Here is an 18,688-nt window from a genome sequence, read left to right on the forward strand (position 1 = left end):
GGTCAGGTCCAGAAATGAACCTGACCCTTTTCTTTTGAAATGCCTCCGACCTTTCATCGCCAGAGACAAATTAATGGCATCGCTATATCACTATTGCACGAGTGAAACTCTTGTCTCAATTTTGACAGGTAAAACCATAAGACTTTCATCGTTGACGATGTCCAACGACAGCCAAGAAGGGTCGATCATTCTTGACGTTTTACTTCAGATGGCAAGAGAGTCCGGGCTAGATCAGTACACGTTGGCGCGATTAGAAACTCAACTACGGAGGGCATATGACTTCTTTGACGGCTTGGGCTTCTGTCTTTCGGAAGATGGCGACCTGTTGAGTCAATGGCGGGGCTACGCTAATGACGGGCGAGGCGCGTCTATCGGGTTCGACAGCGACTACTTAAGGCAGCTTTCCGGGAAGTTTAGAGAGAGGAACGAAAGGGGCTTCACTCTCAACAAGCTTGTTTATGATCGAGATGGTCAGCAAGAAATTGCTGCGGAACATTTCGCCAAAATTAAAGCGCTTCTTGAGTTGGGCGCATTCCGATCGGAAATTGGAACGATTTTGCTGCCAACTTCAGAGGGAGATAAAGAGAGAATAAAGAAGGCGACGAGTGATGGAACGTTTGCCATCCTCTCATTAATGCTTCGGATGTTCGAGATAAAAAGCCCAGCATTTGCTGAAGAGAAAGAGTGGCGATTAGTAAGCTTTTCAACGAAATCAGGGGAAGAGTCAGGGACACGATTTAATGCGGGCGTAGATAAAATTGTTCCCTACTTCGAGGTCAAGTTAGAGGATTTGGGTATCGATTCAATCTCAAGCATTGTCCTCGGGCCGAAACATCAAACGCCCCTGCATGTTGTTGAGCGACTTCTTCTGGCCAACGGGTTTAAGAATGCTGCTGTTTCTCGCTCTGCGGCTACCTACCGCTAGCCTGCGTAGCTCGGCTAAGCTGAAAAAGAAAAGAACGGGGTCAGCTTCATTTTCTTCCACTCAAGAAATGAACCTGACCCCCTTTGGTCCCAACGTTAATAAATTTCTTGTGCAGGTCTGCTAGTAGCAAAATACATCTGCGAGTCGATACTTTGATGAAAGTAGTTCTAGACAAAAGTGGATTTCAATCACTTTCACTTAGCAGGCTCCAATGCATTGGTGAGCGATCAGAACTGTTGATTCCAGAATCGCTCATCTATGAATTGCTCACCACTGACGAGCGGCTCAAGGCGGGTCTGTTCGTTAAGCTCAGAGGGCTCCGAGAAGTGGCGCACTTTTCAGGCTCGATAGGCCACCTTCTCAGACTTGAGGTTGGACGTGGTATTCCATCTGTGGTCGGAACGGATGCAGAAGCGGCACTTCCTGAATTGCTCTTTTTTGGAGAAGTCCCTCTCCAAGATCCGGTCTCCCAGCTCATTGTTGAGGAATGGCGGGAGAAAATAGGACAGGAAGTCCGAGGATTTCGCGCTCGGGTGGCTACCATGACGACTATATTTCCCGAACTAGCTGGTTTGAGACCGACTCAAGGCGCCGCAATAGTTGCCGGCATCTTTAACCAGTTATCAGGGGATTCCGATACGGTCCGAGAGGTTTTTGCGCATCTCGCAGATGAAGATCAGCGTGGAGCGGGTACAGGTCCACAGTGGCTCGGTTATCGTCTTGTACAAGCAGAACTACTGTGGGTTCTTGACAATTTCCACAAATTTGGCGATGACGATGCTGCTGTAGCTGCAATCGATTTCGAGAATACTGTTGTAGATAAAGAGTATGCCGTTATCGGCAGCAACGCAGATTTATTGCTTACAAATGACAGGCGATTGATTGAACTTTTCAATCACATGAAATCTGGAACGAGAGCAGGTTTGGACGTGCAAGACCTGTTCCCAGAGTGCTTCGAAGAGGCAGCGTAGTCCGAGTAAGCGAAGCCCATCCGGGGAGCCACATGCTGAAACTCTATGTGCCGTGGGTGCGGCCTTCGGCCTTGGGGCTGCTTTCTCGACATGGATATGGGATATCGTTCGGGGCGGAAGGCGGGCCACCCGCGTCTTCAAAGGAAATTAGATGAAGTGGGTTGCGAGCCTATTCGTGTTTTTGCTGGCTTTCAATGCTCGGGCAGAGGTCGACTTCATGGGACTAAAACTCGGCGCGCCAATTGCTTCAGTTCCGGAATGCGCTTATGTATCAGCGAGCTATAACCAGCGGACGTACTTGGGCTTTGACGCAGGACCATGCTGGCGGTCAGGCGCCATGCGCCCGACAGAGGAGCTGTCTAAAGCAAAAGTCTTCAAGGTGTTTTATAGCGCGCCCAAAGATAAAAAGCCCGAAGGAATAAAGTGGACTCAGGTGCTGGTGGTGGACGGCAAGGTTGCGGGCATCCTGGCGACCACTGACGGCGCTATCCATAAGGACGAGTTGCTAGCACTTTTGTTAGAAAAATATGGTTCTCCTTCAACCGGCGCCCCTGCTAGAAACAGTGAAGAATTACGTCAGCGGCGATTGGATCGACTCAAAGTGGCGCGTGAAGGTCGGACATTTGTCGAAAACGTCGAATGGCTAAATTTGGGCGGCACGGGTATACGCGTTACGTTTACTGCTGTCGAAAAGAAGTCAGGATACGGAAGTATTGAGGTGTTCACGCCGACGGGTGATGATCACATTAGCGTGGTGAAGCCGTTGGAGCCTACGTTCTAGCCCGCGTAGCCTGGGTAAGCGAAGCGCACGCAAGGCGCTTCACACTTGAACTCTACGTGTGCCGGGTGCGGCCCCGGTATCAAGTACGGGCAGGCTCTGGCATTACCCCGCGGAAAAAGGGGTCCAAGTTCATTTCTTTACTCATGAAATGAACCAGACCCTTTTCAGTCCGGTGGTCAAAAACGGGGTCAGGTTCATTTTCTTCGATAAAAAAGGGTCAGGTTCATTTCTTTTATTAAAGAAAATCAACCCGACATCTTTTTCTCAGCGCTCGCTACATCCTAATAGCTCTTCGGCGCGACCCCGGCCGCATACTGCCGGTTGCGTCAGTGTATGGCGGAAGGCGGTATCCGCCATGTTTCGGACATTTTATCTTGTTGGAGTAATCTCGATAAATGGATAAATCCAACAAGCTCCAGATGCATTTCATTTCGCAGGGCATGCTTCTCATAGCCACGATTGCGACTCTGCTCTTGCTGGCCAACGCTGCGCGCGGCGAGTCAGTACACGCCGCAGCGAAAGTCGGCGAGGAGTCTGAAATCAGCATGAGTTACCAGACCGCCGACCAGACCAGTGATGGCTCCTCGGGAAGCTCCAGCGGTCGGGATGCCGTTGTCGAACGCGTGATAGGAGTGCGCGAAGGCGGTTCGGAGCTGGAGTTTGATCTTCCGAAGAAAGCCACAGCAGAGGAGAGAGCGCGCAACTGGCAGTTTCCTGTGCGAGTTTTCAAGCCGACCAGCGGATCGATGGAGTTGCTCAACCGCTCCGAACTCGAAGAGCGAATAGAGGGTTGGCTCAAGGCCGCCGGGTGGACTCGTGCCGCGTGTGGGCGCTGGATTTTTACATGGGCTGCATTTCGTATCGAATGCGAACCAGAGTCGGTGATCGAGTTGGTTGAATCGTACGATCTTGGATCCGCTGGGATGCAGGCGGGAGATACTTACCGGGACGCTAAAGCAAGAAGCCCTGGAGTGTTGACGAGGAAATCGACCGGACCCGACGGAGCGACGTTTGCTGTCGTACTGGAAATCGACCCTGACGTATTCCGTCGCGCTCGCGCCGAATCCGATGTTGCTCTCGGGGAGATGACACAGAAGCCGGTGACGCTGGACGCGGCACTCCGGGAGCGTGCCCAGGAAGAAGTATCCGGCACCATTTCAGTCACTATGGACACGGACCTCGCCGGGAATATATGGAGGCGGACAAAGGTAACCAAGGTGGAAACCAAGGGTCGGAACGGCAGAACCGAAAGCCAGACAGTGTCAGAGACTGTCGAACGCCGACCTGTTCAGCATTAAAAGAAGCCCAGAAAAGCGGTTAGCTTAATTTCTTGTACCATCTCTTTCTCATTTCTCGTCTTAATATCCGACAGCAGCAACCGACAAAGGAATGTGGAAAAAGGGGTCAGGTTCATTTCTTTCTACTTAGGAAATGAAGCTAGCCATTCTGGCCAGCTTCAGAAGCAGGCCCGCCGCATAGTTTTCGCGGTTGCGTTTACCTCCCAGAGAACCCGTAATGATCACCGACGACATAATTGAGGTGTCTCATGGGAATTGCTGGATACGAACACGGTTGCCACACCTGCACACTTTGCTTCACAGGTTCAAAGACCCAAATCACCCATAACGATCAATGGCGCCTAACTAATTGGCCTGCGTATTGGGGCGCAACCAACCCAGAGGTCATGGTGCTCGGCTTCTCTATGGGAGCCAACCAAGCGCGTGCAGCCAGGGAGCGGGAGTTCGATCAGGTCGCCTATATCGGCATGCGTCCAGCCATGGCGAAGATCTTGGCGAGTCTTGGGCTTGAGCTGGGGCAGTCGATCGATTCCTCCATGACCCGGTTTAGCAAGCGGGTTGGCTACTCCTCGATTTCTCGCTGCAGCCTTGAAATGTGGGAGAAAGGTAGTTGGAAGACCAGCGGCACAATCATGACTAAGGCAACCACCGATCCTTGGTCCAATAGCATCCTAGAACGTTGCGTGCAGACCTACCTGCCTTCAATGCCTTTCACCGCCAAGGTGGTGGTGCTATTGGGATCTAGCCCCGTCTACATCAATGGCATTATCAAGCTAATCCGGAAGACCTTCCCAGACTTCGCCTACATCAATGAGGTCGCCTTCAAGGCCGATGGTCGGACTTGGGTGTTTGTTGTCCATCCGAAGGCCCAAGGCAACCAAGTGACTGATTGGCTGACTGGTTTAGCCACGTCAGTAGCTGGCGCAAAGCGGGGGCTCGCCATTACCGCTGTCAGCGCAGCTTTGAAAGCCAAAGTAGATGCAGCACCATCCTCATTGATTGGTCTGCGTCGGCTCGTGAAGCGTACGCCTGTAGTCGCTTAACGTGCGTAAGGCGGAGTTAAAGGGACGGAGGCAATTAAGTGTCCGCGGTAAAACGGGGTCAAGTTCATTTTCTTTCACTCAAGAAATGAACCTGACCCCTTTTGGTCCAGAGTCAGGTCCGAAGGCGATGCAGGCGGGGCGACTGCGGTAGCCTGCGCAAAACCCCGGATGCCCTGCTCGAATGGAAACCCTGCTGCCTAGCCTGTTTTTACTGGCCCTGCTGGACAGCCTGAATCCCTCCGCCCTGGTCGTGGCGTTGTGGTTGCTTTCCCGCCCGCAGCCCGCGTCCCGACTGCTGCCCTACGTGGCCGGCATAGTGGCGACCTACCTGTCTTTGGGTATCGCCATGATGCTGGGCTTCACCGCGCTGAGCCAGCGCCTGGGCCAGGCACTGGACCATCCGGTTGCCCTTATCGTGCAGGGCGTGCTGGGCGCCGCATTGCTGGTGTATGCCATCTTTGCGCCGTCCACTGCCCACGCGGCACCCGAACCCAAACTGCCGGCCACCGGAAAACGGCTGGGCTTCTTCCTGCTGGGCATGGCGGTGACTGCCGCCGAACTGGTCACCGCGCTGCCTTACTTCGCCGCCATCGCCCTGATGATCAGCGACAAACTTGGACCCGCGCAGTGGCTGCCGCTGCTGCTGGGTTACAACCTGATCTTCGTGGCGCCGCCGTTGCTGCTGCTTGGCCTGCATGCGGTGCTGGGACAACGTAGCGACGAACGCTTCGCCCGCTGGCGCGAGCGTCTGCGGCGGGGCGCTCGTGAAGCCACGCTCTGGATTTTCGCCCTCGTCGGCGTGGCCCTGATGGGCGATGCCGCCACCCGCTGGATCGCCGCAGGCAAGGACGCCGCGACGCCTTCGATATCGACGCAACCTGGGGCCTCGTAGGATGGGTCGAGCGTAGCGACACCCATCGCTCTTCCTGCCCGGAGCGATAGAGCACCAAACTGACCATCTATTTTCCTAAGCTCATGGCGGCATTGATGCGTCACGCGTGATGGGTGTCGCTACGCTCGACCCATCCTACGATCTCTCCACATCCGCATGGCAGTCCCGTTACTGGGAGCGCACCGTCCGCGACGAGGCGGAACTCCAGAGGCGCGTGGACTACGTGCATATCAACCCGCTCAAGCATGGGCTGGTGGAGGCGGTGAAGGACTGGCCGCATTCCACCTTCCATCGCTACGTGGACAAGGGCTGGTTGCCGCTGGACTGGGCCGCTCCGGACGACGCCATCGGTGAGCTCGGCGAACGGTGACGGCTTTCCCCGGGTGCGCTGCGCTTAACCGGGCTACTTGCTACTTGCTTGCCTGATGGTCGGATATCGCTGGAATCGGATGCCGGGCGCAACAGACTTCTTCACCCTGGTGGCACTGATCGAGCGACCCGCCATCGCGCGGGTGATAATCGAGCCGACCACGGGCACGACGCCGGTCGCGGACGCGCTGCGCTACTCGCTGCGCAGACCTGACGCCGCGGCCTCGACCGTCCCCGGAGATTCCCTGTATGTCCACGCCTGACCCCAGCGAACGCCGCCGCCAGTTCCGCGCATTGCACCAGGGCGGCTGCTTCCTCCTGCCCAACCCCTGGGATATCGGCAGCGCGCGCTATCTGCAAAGTGTGGGCTTCAAGGCCTTGGCTTCGACCAGTTCCGGGCATGCGTGGAGCCAGGGCAAGGCCGATGGGGCCGAGGACCTGGAACAGGTGCTGGCGCATCTGCGTGAAATGTCCGCTGCCACGTCCCTGCCGTTGAATGCGGATTTTGGCGATGGCTTCGGCAAGACCCCGGCCGACGTCGAACAGGCCGTCCTGCGCGCGATCGACACCGGCGTGGCCGGGCTGTCCATCGAAGACGCCAGTCCGGATCCTTCCCAGCCGCTCAGGCCATTGGACGAGGCGCTGGCCCGGCTGCGTGCCGCGCGCGCGGCGATCGACCGGTCTGGTGCGGACGTGATGCTGATCGGACGCGCCGAGAACTTCTTCGTTGGCCAACCCGATATCGAGGACACCCTGGTGCGCCTGCGCGCTTATGCCGATGCGGGGGCGGACTGCCTGTACGCGCCGGGTATCGTGCAGCGTGCCCACATCGAGGCCGTGGTGGCGGCGGTGGCACCGAAGCCGGTCAACCTGCTGGTGGGTGGCACCAGTGCGTTCACCCTGCAGGACATCGCCGCGATGGGGGTGCGCCGGGTCAGCCTGGGCGGTGCACTGGCGCGCGCCGCCTGGGGCGGCTTCATGCAGGCCACCCGGCTGCTGCAGGAACAGGGAAGCTTCGCCGGGCTGGAAGCTGCGACGCCGGGTGCCACGTTGAATGCATTGTTCGATCACCCGACGCCAAAGCCGGCGTAGCCCGGACAAGCGCAGCGCACCCCGGCGACCTGCTTCGTGCGTTCCGACCGCCATGGCAGACTATCGGCGGGGACGGTGCCATGACGGCGCCGAGGGGAAACATCGAATGCATTGCGTACAGCGGGCCGCCCGTGGCGGGCGTGTGGTGGGTTGGGTCCTGTGCCTGGCACTGCTGGCCGGTTGCGGCGGCGGTCCGGACGGCAACGAATACGTGGACTATGACGGCACCACGCTGGTCGTCGAGGGCACTGAATATGCGCGGGAAAACACCATGGACCCGCCCGGTACCTTTCTTCCCGGACGCGTCGTGGTGCAGCCCGAGGAGGGGAAACTGGACGACGCCGTGGCCCTCATCAAACGCTACGGCCTCACGCTTGAAGGGCGCAGCGCCGAGGGCTGGCTGCTGGCCAAGGCACCCGACGGGTTCGAGATGCAGTGGGCGGCTGCCCTTCAGGCCAAGCTCGGCGGGCGCAGCTTTGCGACCAACGACTCCGCCCAGTCGCCCACGCCGATCGTCGCGGCTGCGGCCGCAGGTGGCGATGCGCCGGTCGCCGAAGAGTCCGTCCCTGCTGATGAGCCGTCCGCCTCGGACGTGCGCCGCATCGCCATCGAGAGATACGAGCGGATTGAGCAGGCCGGCGGCCTTCCCATGACCCTGACTGCCACCGGTCAGCCGCTGCTCCTGCATGCCAAGGTGTTCGATGCACGCAAGGAATCCTGCCGGCGGCTTCCCGGCGCCAAGCCCGGCGAGTGGGAATGCGAAGCCGAGCTGATGATGGGGCTGTGCAACGGCGACTGCGACCCGGCCGACGAAGAACCCCTGCCCAAGGGCGAGCGCGTGGCCATTCGCTGGGATCCTGCGCAGCGTGGTTTCGCGCTCGACGACTGACCTGGAACCAACGCGCCGCGGCCAGGCATGCAGCCGGTGCGCTGCACACTGGAACCCCACGTGCGCCGGCGTGGACTGCGCATTATCAAAACTGTCATGCCGGCTTAAACATTCGTATGGCAGCCTGCAGGGCCAAAAAAAGACAGGAGATCCGTTATGAAGATCGTGACCAGTCTCAGTTTCCGCGGCCAGTGTCGCGAGGCGTTCGAGTTCTACGCGCAAGTACTCGGCGGCAGGATCACCGCCGCCCATCCCTACAGCGAGGCGCCGCCTGACATGCCGGTGAGCGATCCGAAGTACAAGGACTGGCTGATGCATTGCTGGCTGGACGTCGGCGACCAGGCGCTGATGGGGGCGGACATGGACACCGCGTGGGCGCCCAACATCGACAAGCCGAAGAACGGCTTCGATGTCACCCTGCATACCGACGATCCGGCCCAGGCACGCCGCTGGTTCGATGCCTTGAAGGAAGGCGGCAAGGTGGTCATGGATTTCAGCGAGACCTTCTGGTCCCCTGGCTATGGCGCACTGGTCGACCGGTTCGGCGTGCCGTGGATGGTGAACACGGTTCCGGCCTCGCGCACATGAAGGGTGCGCCACCGTGCACCTTGGCAGTCCCGTGATCCGGTGATCCCGTAGGGGCTTGAGCCCACCGCTCCTGTCTCGACGCAGGGCAAGTCTGAAGCGTAAAGGCGGTGGGCCATGGCCCACCCAGGAAATTCTTTTTTCGTGAACAACGCGAGCGCTAAACTACGCGCCACGAAACCACCAGGCTCAAAAGGAAACTTCATGGCATTCACCACACTGGCCTCCGGCCTGCAGTTCGAAGACACCGTCGTCGGCACCGGCGCCGAGGCCGCGCCCGGCCGCAACGTCACCGTGCATTACACGGGCTGGCTCTACGAAAACGACACCCAAGGTGAAAAATTCGATTCCAGCAAGGACCGTGGCGAACCCTTCGTATTCCCGCTGGGCGGTGGCATGGTCATCAAGGGCTGGGACGAAGGCGTGCAGGGCATGAAGGAAGGCGGCCAGCGCACGCTGATCATCCCGGCCAACCTTGGCTACGGTGCGCGCGGCGCCGGTGGCGTGATTCCACCCAATGCCACGCTGAAGTTCGAAGTCGAACTGCTGGGCGCCTGAAGCCACGTAGCCCGGGTAAGCGCAGCGCACCCGGGGTGCTGGATGCTGGAACCTAAAGAGGTGCCCGGAGCGCCCCGGTACAAGCTGCGTGACGGACTCTTTGGCCTTGCCCGCGCTACTCGCTGCCTGCGACACCGCGAAAAGGCGGTAGCCAGCGCGGGCAGGCAGGCCGAACTCAGCTCACGGATTTGCGATGTCGTTCGTGGCGGGTCAAGACCCGCCCTACGCATCGGTGCCATGAGGAGGGCGGGTCTCGACCCGCCATGGCCGGCGCGGCATACCGCACGCCACCGCACAAGCCTGACGGAACAAGGTGGGGTTTTCCGGTTACGCGGGGGCAGCAACGTTGCGATGCTGCATCGCATGCCGAACTACCGACGCGTCTGGGTGCCTGGCGGCACCTACTTCTTCACCGTCAACCTGCTGGAACGCAGGCGTGACCTGCTCACCGGGCACATCGACGCGCTGCGCGACGCCTTTGCCCAGGCCAGGGCGGCCCGCCCCTTTCTCATGCCGGCGTATGTCGTGCTACCCGGCCACCTGCACTGCCTTTGGCGGCTGCCAGCAGGCGATGACGACATCGCCACGCGATGGCGCCACATCAAGACGGCATTCTCGCGTTCGTTGCCGAAGGGCGAACGGTGTTCGGAACGACGTCGTCGCAAGTCCGAACGCGGCATCTGGCAGCGGCGCTACTGGGAGCGCGTGATAAGGGATGAGGCCGATTTCCGCAGCCACTTCGACTACATCCACTACAACCCGGTCAAGCACGGCCATGCGTCCACCGCCTTCGAGTGGCCGCACTCGAGTTTCAGGCAGTGGCTTGCCCGCGGGGTCTACCCGGCGGACTGGGCGGGGCCGGCATAAACGGGGGCAGTTTCGTCCGTTCAATCACCGCGCGTGAGGCGGATCAAAAAAGTGGCTCGCATATTTTCGGCTTCGAAGCTGAAGCAGGTAGCGGACCAGAGTAAGCGCGCGCGCTTCACAGTCGAACGCGCCTGCCACAGGCGCTGCGTTCAAACGGGCTGATTGACGCTCACGAGGCCCGCTCGATCCGGAAGTCGATCGGCTTGTAACTGAAGTTGTTGGACTGGCCGGCCGAACACGCGGTCATTGCCACCACCATCGGCATTTCGGCGCGCAGGCGGATGAAGTCGCCGGCCTGGCTCAAGGGCGGAAGCACGGCGACCGCCCCGGTGCTGCCATCCACCGAGACATTCATGAAAATGTTGAAGGCGACCGGGATACGGTCGACATCGATCCCATAGGGCGCCAACGCCGCGGCCAGGTTGCCTTCGCACCCCGGGCGGCCTTCGGTCTCTCCGTAGAGAAGCTCGAACATCCGCTTGGAACACGGCGTCAGGGTGAAGTCGTGGCGGCCGCAGGTGTCTTCGAGAATGGTGAACATCGGCCGGCTGCGGTTGGAATACAGCACGTCGCCGGTGCTCAGCCACAGCTTGGACGCGTAATCGATGGAGCGCCCCGACGAAAGGTATTCGACCCGGTCTTCCAGCGAGAACGCCGTCAGGTCACTGACCTGCTGGCCCAGCGGGTCGATGACCACCAGCTGGTCGCCGGCACGCAACTCGATCGCATGACCCGAGCAGGGCGCGATGCGCTGGATCGCTTCGGCGTTCAATGCCCGCTCCTCACCCGGAACGGGCATGTCCAGTCCGCGTCGACCTCGCGGCCGCTGTACTGGCGCGTTTCGGCCGCGCTGCCAAAGTCGGACAGGTTGGGATTGATCGACCCCTGCAACGCGACGTCACGCGCGCGGGTGGCCGTCTGCATCTTGGAGTAGCGGCCATCGACGCGGAGTTGTTCGAATTGCCGGTGCGAATTGAAGACCATGGCCGGCCACGCAAACCGGCGCGCCAGCCGCGACGCGCCCGGATGCAGGCCGATCACGAAAAACGGGTGGCCCGCCAGGCTCAGGCTGAAACGCGGATCGTCCGGGTCACTGCTGACGCCGGAAGACCAGCGCGTACCGCGACGCGCGTCCAGGTCGTGCAGGCGCTGCAGCTGTGACCACAGCATCGCCTCGAACCGGCGCTCGTCGGTGTCCTGCGGGCCATCGAACAGGGCAACGAACGAATGGATGGTGGTGTCATCCGCATCGACGCCATCAAGGCGTGCAGCGAACTGTGCCAGCGCATCGAGCAACGGCATGTCATTTGCGCGGTCACCGAGGCGTCCGAATTCTTCCGCATGGATCGCGCCGCGTGCCAGTGCCGCCTTCGAGCCAACGCAGGGGAACGACGGGTCGCCGACGAAAGCCAGGAATTGCGCGGTCCGTTCACCGGAGTCGCGACGGTCGGTGGTCGTCGGTTCGGCGTCATAGGCCGTGATGGAGCTGTCGTCGCTGGATGCTCGAGGGCAATAGTTCATTTGAAGTGAGGATGTAAAGGTCGCATGCGAACCGGATGGGCGCAGCCTAGGCAACGGATCGACAAGGCCCCGTGCACGAAAGCGAGGGGAGTCTTCATGCGCTGCGTACGTTCCTGCCGGAAACGCAGCGTTGCCCGGCCATGTGCAGTGTCTGCAATTGCACGGATGCGATCGGCGGGATTGTCCAGCGATCCGCTTTCGCTACGGCGAACGTAATGGTTCCGCGCCGCACGCGGATCTGCGGCTTCGTTGGTGGTGGGCCAGGACCCGCATTACGATGAATCCCGCAGCATCGCGATGCTCACACCACGTGCAACTTCGCCTTGTCTTCCCGGTAGGCGTCTCCGGAAGCGACGAATCGCCGGATCACCTCCAGCGGCTTGCCGTAGATGTGCAACGACACCGTGGTGGCGTGGCGCAGGTTGCGGCAGGAATGCAGGTCGTGGGGCGGCAGCAGGCTGATGACATCGCCTGCTTCCAGCATCCTGCTGCCCAGCCGATGCATCTTCACCAGCGCGTTGTTCTGTTGATCGATGGCGTAGTCGGTCACTTCCAGGCTGCCGGCCAGGATCGCCTCGATGCCCCACATCTCGCCATGGTCATGGATGCCGCTGGTCTGGCCGGGCGCCCAGGTGATGGCGACGATCTGGTAACCGAGTTCTTCGGAACGATACAGCTCCTGGCGCACGTATCTCCACGGGTCGCTGACCAGCAGGTAGGCGGGCAGTGAAATCCTTGTCCTGAGGATGCTGGTGATGCCCTGGCTCAGCAGTTCCAGCTGCGCGAACTGGGTGCGCGAGCGCATGGCGATATCGGTGAAGGCGATGATGTCGTCCAGAAGCGGAAACTTACGTCCGTGCGCGGACAGGGGCAGGCTCATGGCGAGGCTCGCTGCAGGGGGTGGGTCCAATCTGCGTGGGCAGCGGTTAGACCGATGTTAAAGAGGCCGCCCTTTGGCGCGCCGAACGGTTATCAGCATATGCAAGCTGGCCATGTGACGCCGGCGCGCGGCGTGGCTATAAAGATCACGGGGCGTGGCTTGACGTCCCGGACACCGCGTTGCGTTGGTAATGCCAGCATGGCGGGATTGCGGCCTTGAAAGTTTTCCCGCACTCCTCTGGATCCCGTCCTGCTGGCCTCTTCCTCTTTCACGGCGTGGCTTTGGATTCCATGGATCGACGCGCGTAAGACGATCAACGGCACTCGCGGATCTGCGATTTCGATCATGGCGGGTCAAGACCCGCCCTCCGCTATCCGGATGGCAGAGTAGGGCGGGTCAAGACCCGCCACGGGAGCTCTGGAACCCGCACGTTGCCGGGTACTTCGACGCGGTAGGCAAGGCGTCCTTCGCCATTTGAATCGCGCCATTGCGTAACACGGACACCGGCACTCGCGGATCTGCGATTTCGATCATGGCGGGTCAAGACCCGTCCTCCGCTATCCGGATGGCAGAGTAGGGCGGGTCTTGACCCGCCATGGGAGCCCAGGAACCCGCACGCTGATGGGTACTTCGACGCGGTAGGCAAGGCGTCCTTCGCCATTTGAATTCGCGTCATTGCGTAACACGAACACCGGCACTCGCGGATCTGCGATTTCGATCATGGCGGGTCAAGACCCGCCCACCGTTATCCGGATGGCAGAGTAGGGCGGGTCTTGACCCGCCATGGGAGCTCAGGAACCCGCACGCTGATGGGTACTTCGACGCGGTAGGCAAGGCGTCCTTCGCAATTTGAATCGCGCCATTGCGTACCACGAGCAACGGCACGCGCAGATTTGCGATTTCGATCATGGCGGGTCAAGACCCGCCCTCCGTCAGCTTCAAACTTCCTGGGAGGGGCGATCTGAAGAACGGACGTCTGTGTCTTAACCGCTCCGCAGGATCGCGTTCTCTTCCCTGCGCGCGCCGGGTCGGTGCGAGACGTCCTGGCCGGCCGTTACGGTGCGGGTGCCGGCGGCATCGTGGATGGCCACGCAGTTGCGGCCGCGATCCTTGGCCACATAGCACATGCTGTCGGCCAGTTCGATCAGCTCCTCCACATGACGCTCGCCGTCGCTGAATTCCACCAGCCCGATGCTGGTGCCGATGCGGAATTCGCCGCCGTCCCAGGAAAAGGCGAAGTCGACCACGGCATTGCGGATCTTCTCGGCCACCAGAGCGGCGTCGGCGGATGTGCTGTTTTCCACCAGCACGGCGAACTCGTCGCCGCCCAGGCGCGCCACCGTGTCGTGTTCGCGCAATTGTTTGCGCAACAGCACGGCCAGCTGGCGCAGCAACTCGTCGCCGGCCAGGTGTCCGCCGCTGTCGTTGACCGCCTTGAACTGGTCCAGGTCCAGGTACAGCAGCGCGTTGCGGCTGCCGAATTCGCTGGCGTTGATGATGGCGCGCTGCAGTTGCGCCTCGAAGGCGCGCCGGTTGTGCAGGCCGGTCATGGTGTCGTGATTGGCGTGGTAGCTCAGCTCGCGCGCCAGCTTGGTTGCCGCGGTGACATTGCGGAAGGTGACCACGGTGCCCAGCGCGCGCTTGTCGCGGGCATGGACCGGCGAGACCGCCCCGTCCACCAGGATGACGTGGCCATCGCGGCGCACCAGCGACACGATGGCGTCCGGGTCGCTGGAGAAGCCCTCCGCCAGCACGTTGACCGAACAGCCCTGGTGATCGATGAACTGCACGACCTTGGCCAGCGGGCGGCCCAGGCAGGCGTCTTCCTTGCAGCCGATCAGGTGCGAGGCCACCGGGTTGAGGCAGGTCACCAGCCCCTGCGTGTCGACGATGGCGATACCGTCGGCAATCGCGCACAGCGAGGCGTGGTTGCGTTCGTGCGATTCCTGGCAGTCGCGCAGTTCGCTCCGCACCACTTCAAGTTCGGCACGCAGTCGCGCAAGTTCGGTGGCCGCGGCATGCCCGCTTTCGGGAGAAACCGGGGCGCAGGGAGAAACAGTGGGGGTCATGGGCGAGGCAAGCCGGAAGAAGGCGGCCAGGGGGAGGTGGCCGGCAGGGGAGTGGGAACAGGCGGGGCGGCACTATGGTCGGAAGCCCGTAAAAGCAGATGACGGGCCAGGCCGGATCCGGGAGCGGCCCGCCGCAGCTCCAATGACTTCGACCGGTTGCGCAGGGAAACCACAACGCGCGCCCGAACCCCATGCGCAAGCCTGTGCGGGCCACGCGCCACACTCGAACACCCACGTGCGGGTATGTAGAGTCCCGCGCGTGGGTATGCACAGGCCCGGCCGCGACACTCATGAACCCCAATCGCGGGCCCTGGAGAGTCGCGCGCCACACCCAGAGCCCCACGCGTGGGTATGCACAGGCCCGGTCGCGACACTCATGAACCCCAAACGCGGGCTCCGGAGAGTCACGCGCCACACTCTGAGTCCCGCGCGCGGGTATGCAGAGGCCCGAACGTGACACTCGGGAACCCCACGCGCGGGCCCCGGAGAGTCACGCGCCACACCCAGAGACCCACGCGTGGGTATGCAGAGGCCCGGTCGCCAACGCCAACACACCAACGCAGGCGGTCGTGGCGGGGGTTCTTCAGCCGGATGGCAGCGCAAGCCGCAGGCGCTTGGCCGCGTACATCGCGCGGTCGGCGTGCGCCAGCAGGGTATCGGGGTCGGTTCCATCAGCCGGGAAACAGGCGATGCCGACGCTGGCATCCAGCTGGAACAGGCCCTCGGGCAGCGCGCAGGGCGGGCCGAGGCGCGCGCGCAGGCCGTCGGCAACGACGCGTGCGGCTTCGGCATCGCGGCAGCCGCGCAGCAGGGCGACGAATTCGTCGCCCCCCACGCGCGCCACCAGGTCGCCCTGGCGCAGGCCGTGCTGCAGGCGTTGGGCGACTTCGCGCAGCAGGCGATCGCCGACCTCGTGGCCGGCGCGGTCGTTGGCGGCCTTGAATCCGTCCAGGTCCAGGTAGACCACGGCCAGGCCCTCGCCGGTGCGCGCCGCATGGGAAATGGCGAACTTCATTTCGCGCTGCAGCCGGTGACGGTTGGGCAGGCCGGTCAGCGGGTCGTGGCCGGCAAGGTGTTCCAGCTCCAGTTCGGCCCGGCGCAGTTCGGACACTTCGCGGGCAGAGGCAATACGCACGCCGTATTCCGGCAGCCATTGCGCCGACCACTGGATGTCGACGCTATGGCCGTCCTTGTGGATGTAGCGATTGCGGAAATGGCGCTGCAGTGTGCCGTCCATGACCCGCTGGGCCGATTCGACGGTCGCCGCGCGGTCATCGGGGTGCACCAGGTCGAAGGCGAGCAGCCCCAGCACCTCCTGGGGGGTGTAGCCGAAAATGCGCTCGAAGCTGGCGCTGACAAACACGAAGCGGCCGTCGGCGTCGACCATGCAGACCGCATCGGGCAACAGGTCAAGTACTTCGGTCAGCGGTGGCAATGTAGCCGTCATGGAATTCCCGGGTTCTTGGCGCCCGGTCGTGGTGCGTTCAATTGAAACCAGTATGCAACCGGTGGAGTGATGACCGAATGTGACGACAGTCACCGGTCGGTAAGACAAAGTCCAGATGAACCTCGCGCCTGAACGCATGCACACGCGTGCGGTTCATCGCGGGATCGAAGTTGCCGGCAGGGTACACCCTCCCATCGACGACGTGACCGGCGAGTGCCTCGACCTGGCATGCTTAGCGCCCATGTTCCGGCAGGCCTTGCACGGCGGCGCAGGGTGATGGCATGAGCGGCAGGGGCTGCGGCCGCGCGCGGTCCGGGATTGGGGACGCGCCGGCCGTTGTCAGTGCGGAAGCGGCGGGGCCGGGCCTGGCAAGGGTTCGATGTGAAAGAGGATCCGCCCCCGGTACGGTGCGCCCAGGGGAATCGCGCGGTAGTGCAGGGCGGCGATGCGATCGCGCAGTTCCGGCCAGCGCGTCTGTTTGCATATCCAGATGACATCGCGTTCGCGTTCGGCCAGTTCCTGCGCCAGGTCTCCGTCGTTGACCGGGTCGAAGGCCGCGCGCGGCCCCGGCAGCAGTGAAATCTTTTCCACCTGCGCGCCCAGGTGCAGGTGCAGGCCGTAGTGCGGCATGTCTTCGATGAACACCACTTCGGCAACCGGGCCATCGACCCGGGCGCGGATCTGGCCGGCCCATTCGGCCGCGTTGCTGGACGAGGGCAGCAGGCTGGTGGTGAACTTCAGCGCCAGCAGCGCGACGGTCCAGCCCAGCAGCCAGGGCCAGCGCGGCAGGGCCTGGCCCGCGTGCAGGCGCTGGGCGGCCATCGCCACCGCCAGTGGCGCGAACAAGGGCAGCAGGTACAGCGGCAGCCGTGATCGCGCCAGGCAGAACACCAGCAGCGGCAGCAGCACCCACAGCGCCAGCAGCAGGTCGGCCGCGTTGGCCTCGCGGCCAGCACGATCGCGCCACCAGCGAAGCAGCGACGCGGGCAGGGCGCGGAGCCAGCGCGCCAGGCTGACGGTCCAGGGCAGGGTGCCGACCAGCAGGGTCGGAAGGTAGACCTCGAGCCAGCCATACCACTGCCCATGGCGGCCGAATTCGTCGGTGGCGACGCGGCTCACCACCTCGTCGCCTACCAGGTGGCCGAACAGGCCCGGGTTGTCGAGGATGACGGCGACGTACCAGGGAAACGCCAGCAGCACGAACACCAGCAGGCCCCACCAGTGCACGGTGCGGAAACGCGCCTGCCGTGGCATCAGCGCGTTGAAGGCGAACAGCACCAGCAGCGGCAGCAGCCCGGGTGGCCCCTTGGTCATGAAAGCAAGCGCGAAGCCGGCCCACATCAGCGCCAGCCAGGGCTGCCACCGCCGACTGCCGCCGAAGCGTGCCTCGATGAAGGCCCAGACCGCGAGCGTTTCGCTGGCGGTGAGGATGAAGTCGGTGGTGATCACCTGCGAGGCGCCGAACGGCAACAGCATCGTGGCGTAGATGACCGCGGCCTGGGCCTCCGAACCCGGTGCCAGCCGTTGCGCGATGCGCCACGTCAGCCACACCGTCAGCAGATAGGCCAGTGCCGCGGGCAGGCGCGCGGCCCACGGGTTGCGGCCGAACACCGCCACGCTGGAGGCGACGGCCCAGTAGGTCAGCGGTGGCTTGGTCCAGTGGTCGACCTCGTGGTTGCGGTGCGGATCGAGCCAGTCGCCGCTGTCGAGCATGTTCAGCGCGACGTTGGTATAGCGGCCCTCATCGGGATCCCATATGTCGCGGGTGCCGAGGAACCCCAGCGCCAGCACCAGCGCCAGTACCGCCACCCAGGATCGGCCCGAACGCAGCAGGCGAAGCATCGTTTTTTCCCTACGGACAGAGCGCTGGAGTCCCCCTGCCCAACGCAGGAAGTGCGGCCTTCCGGGCGCCATCGGGACGGTTGCCGGCAGCATCGGGCCGGAGTTGCACATCGCGTGGCGTGGAGCAGCAGCGCCTTGCTACGTCGAGCGTAGTAGCATCCGGCGCGCGGTTGTCGGCAGGCCGTTGCACCCCAATGCCGGCCAATGCAGGAAGATGGCCGCGATCACCTGATCCCACTTCACCAGGACGGCACACATGTTCAATCACATCATGGTCGGGTCGAACGACATCGAGCGCTCCGCGCGTTTCTACGGCGCGGTGCTTGGCGTGCTGGGCGCAGGCGAACCGTTCCGCAATCGCGCGCCCAGCGGCCACCAGCGACTGTTCTATCGCCACGAAGGCAATTCCTTCGGCGTCAGCGAACCGATCGACGGCGGGCCGGCCACCTGCGCCAACGGCGCCACCATCGGCTTCAAGTGCACCTCGCCCGAGCAGGTGCAGCAGTTCCATGACACCGCGGTCGCCGCCGGCGGCACCTCCATCGAGGCGCCGCCGGGGCTGCGCAGCAGCGACCTGGGCCAGCTCTACCTGGCCTACGTGCGCGATCCCGATGGCAACAAGCTGTGCGCGATCCATCGGCCGAAGTAAGGAAACAACG

General features: G+C 62.2%; 20 protein-coding genes. 14 read left to right on the top strand and 6 right to left on the bottom strand.

Features of this window, described 5'->3' with window-relative positions:
• Nucleotides 1-157 precede the first annotated feature (157 nt).
• From DT603_RS03320 to DT603_RS03380, 13 genes are all read left to right on the top strand, one after another.
• Nucleotides 158-925, top strand: a complete 768-nt coding sequence (locus DT603_RS03320; protein WP_162348436.1) for a DUF2971 domain-containing protein — start codon at nucleotides 158-160, stop codon at nucleotides 923-925.
• 155 nt (nucleotides 926-1,080) lie between these two features.
• Entirely contained in the window at nucleotides 1,081-1,896 is an 816-nt protein-coding gene (locus tag DT603_RS03325) for a hypothetical protein (protein WP_162348437.1), read from the top strand.
• A 151-nt stretch (nucleotides 1,897-2,047) separates the two neighbouring features.
• Nucleotides 2,048-2,677, top strand: a complete 630-nt coding sequence (locus DT603_RS03330; protein WP_162348438.1) for a hypothetical protein — start codon at nucleotides 2,048-2,050, stop codon at nucleotides 2,675-2,677.
• Between the two features lie 395 nt (nucleotides 2,678-3,072).
• On the top strand, nucleotides 3,073-3,975 hold the full coding sequence (locus DT603_RS03335; protein ID WP_162348439.1) for a hypothetical protein: 903 nt from the start codon (nucleotides 3,073-3,075) through the stop codon (nucleotides 3,973-3,975).
• Nucleotides 3,976-4,361: 386 nt separating this feature from the next.
• The gene (locus tag DT603_RS03340) at nucleotides 4,362-5,018 is read left to right on the top strand and encodes a hypothetical protein (protein WP_162348440.1); all 657 of its coding nucleotides are present in this window, start codon (nucleotides 4,362-4,364) and stop codon (nucleotides 5,016-5,018) included.
• Between the two features lie 181 nt (nucleotides 5,019-5,199).
• Nucleotides 5,200-5,910, top strand: coding sequence for a GAP family protein (locus DT603_RS03345; protein WP_162348441.1), 711 nt, complete (start codon nucleotides 5,200-5,202; stop codon nucleotides 5,908-5,910).
• Between the two features lie 109 nt (nucleotides 5,911-6,019).
• Nucleotides 6,020-6,280: a transposase gene (locus tag DT603_RS03350; protein WP_162348442.1), complete on the top strand. Its 261-nt coding sequence runs from the start codon at nucleotides 6,020-6,022 to the stop codon at nucleotides 6,278-6,280.
• Between the two features lie 55 nt (nucleotides 6,281-6,335).
• On the top strand, nucleotides 6,336-6,542 hold the full coding sequence (locus DT603_RS03355; RefSeq protein WP_162348443.1) for a hypothetical protein: 207 nt from the start codon (nucleotides 6,336-6,338) through the stop codon (nucleotides 6,540-6,542).
• Nucleotides 6,529-7,371, top strand: a complete 843-nt coding sequence (locus DT603_RS03360; protein ID WP_162348444.1) for an isocitrate lyase/PEP mutase family protein — start codon at nucleotides 6,529-6,531, stop codon at nucleotides 7,369-7,371. The genes DT603_RS03355 and DT603_RS03360 overlap by 14 nt, the downstream gene beginning before the upstream one ends.
• Before the next feature lie 106 nt (nucleotides 7,372-7,477).
• Nucleotides 7,478-8,260 carry a hypothetical protein gene (locus DT603_RS03365; protein WP_162348445.1) on the top strand — a complete coding sequence of 261 codons (783 nt, stop codon included), beginning with the start codon at nucleotides 7,478-7,480 and terminating at the stop codon, nucleotides 8,258-8,260.
• Nucleotides 8,261-8,416: 156 nt separating this feature from the next.
• The gene (locus DT603_RS03370; protein ID WP_162348446.1) at nucleotides 8,417-8,848 is read left to right on the top strand and encodes a VOC family protein; all 432 of its coding nucleotides are present in this window, start codon (nucleotides 8,417-8,419) and stop codon (nucleotides 8,846-8,848) included.
• Between the two features lie 201 nt (nucleotides 8,849-9,049).
• On the top strand, nucleotides 9,050-9,403 hold the full coding sequence (locus tag DT603_RS03375; RefSeq protein ID WP_162348447.1) for an FKBP-type peptidyl-prolyl cis-trans isomerase: 354 nt from the start codon (nucleotides 9,050-9,052) through the stop codon (nucleotides 9,401-9,403).
• A gap of 363 nt (nucleotides 9,404-9,766) precedes the next feature.
• Nucleotides 9,767-10,270, top strand: a complete 504-nt coding sequence (locus DT603_RS03380; protein WP_162348448.1) for an REP-associated tyrosine transposase — start codon at nucleotides 9,767-9,769, stop codon at nucleotides 10,268-10,270.
• A gap of 169 nt (nucleotides 10,271-10,439) precedes the next feature.
• Here DT603_RS03380 and DT603_RS03385 read toward each other — a convergent pair whose 3' ends face one another.
• From DT603_RS03385 to DT603_RS03410, 6 genes are all read right to left on the bottom strand, one after another.
• Complete coding sequence (locus DT603_RS03385) at nucleotides 10,440-11,042, bottom strand: DUF1989 domain-containing protein (protein WP_246191553.1); 603 nt, start codon at nucleotides 11,040-11,042, stop codon at nucleotides 10,440-10,442.
• The gene (gntA, locus tag DT603_RS03390) at nucleotides 11,039-11,791 is read right to left on the bottom strand and encodes a guanitoxin biosynthesis heme-dependent pre-guanitoxin N-hydroxylase GntA (RefSeq protein ID WP_162348450.1); all 753 of its coding nucleotides are present in this window, start codon (nucleotides 11,789-11,791) and stop codon (nucleotides 11,039-11,041) included. The genes DT603_RS03385 and gntA overlap by 4 nt, the downstream gene beginning before the upstream one ends.
• Nucleotides 11,792-12,092: 301 nt before the next feature.
• Nucleotides 12,093-12,671 carry a cysteine dioxygenase family protein gene (locus DT603_RS03395; protein WP_162348451.1) on the bottom strand — a complete coding sequence of 193 codons (579 nt, stop codon included), beginning with the start codon at nucleotides 12,669-12,671 and terminating at the stop codon, nucleotides 12,093-12,095.
• Nucleotides 12,672-13,654: 983 nt separating this feature from the next.
• Nucleotides 13,655-14,740 carry a diguanylate cyclase domain-containing protein gene (locus DT603_RS03400; protein WP_162348452.1) on the bottom strand — a complete coding sequence of 362 codons (1,086 nt, stop codon included), beginning with the start codon at nucleotides 14,738-14,740 and terminating at the stop codon, nucleotides 13,655-13,657.
• A 583-nt stretch (nucleotides 14,741-15,323) separates the two neighbouring features.
• Nucleotides 15,324-16,187: a diguanylate cyclase domain-containing protein gene (locus tag DT603_RS03405; protein ID WP_162348453.1), complete on the bottom strand. Its 864-nt coding sequence runs from the start codon at nucleotides 16,185-16,187 to the stop codon at nucleotides 15,324-15,326.
• Between the two features lie 339 nt (nucleotides 16,188-16,526).
• Nucleotides 16,527-18,029, bottom strand: a complete 1,503-nt coding sequence (locus tag DT603_RS03410; RefSeq protein WP_162348454.1) for an ArnT family glycosyltransferase — start codon at nucleotides 18,027-18,029, stop codon at nucleotides 16,527-16,529.
• 256 nt (nucleotides 18,030-18,285) lie between these two features.
• Here DT603_RS03410 and DT603_RS03415 point away from each other — a divergent pair, with 256 nt between their 5' ends.
• Complete coding sequence (locus DT603_RS03415) at nucleotides 18,286-18,678, top strand: VOC family protein (protein ID WP_162348455.1); 393 nt, start codon at nucleotides 18,286-18,288, stop codon at nucleotides 18,676-18,678.
• Nucleotides 18,679-18,688: the final 10 nt, after the last annotated feature.

Source organism: Pseudoxanthomonas gei (genome assembly GCF_010119615.1).
Taxonomy (GTDB): Bacteria; Pseudomonadota; Gammaproteobacteria; order Xanthomonadales; family Xanthomonadaceae; genus Pseudoxanthomonas_A; species Pseudoxanthomonas_A gei.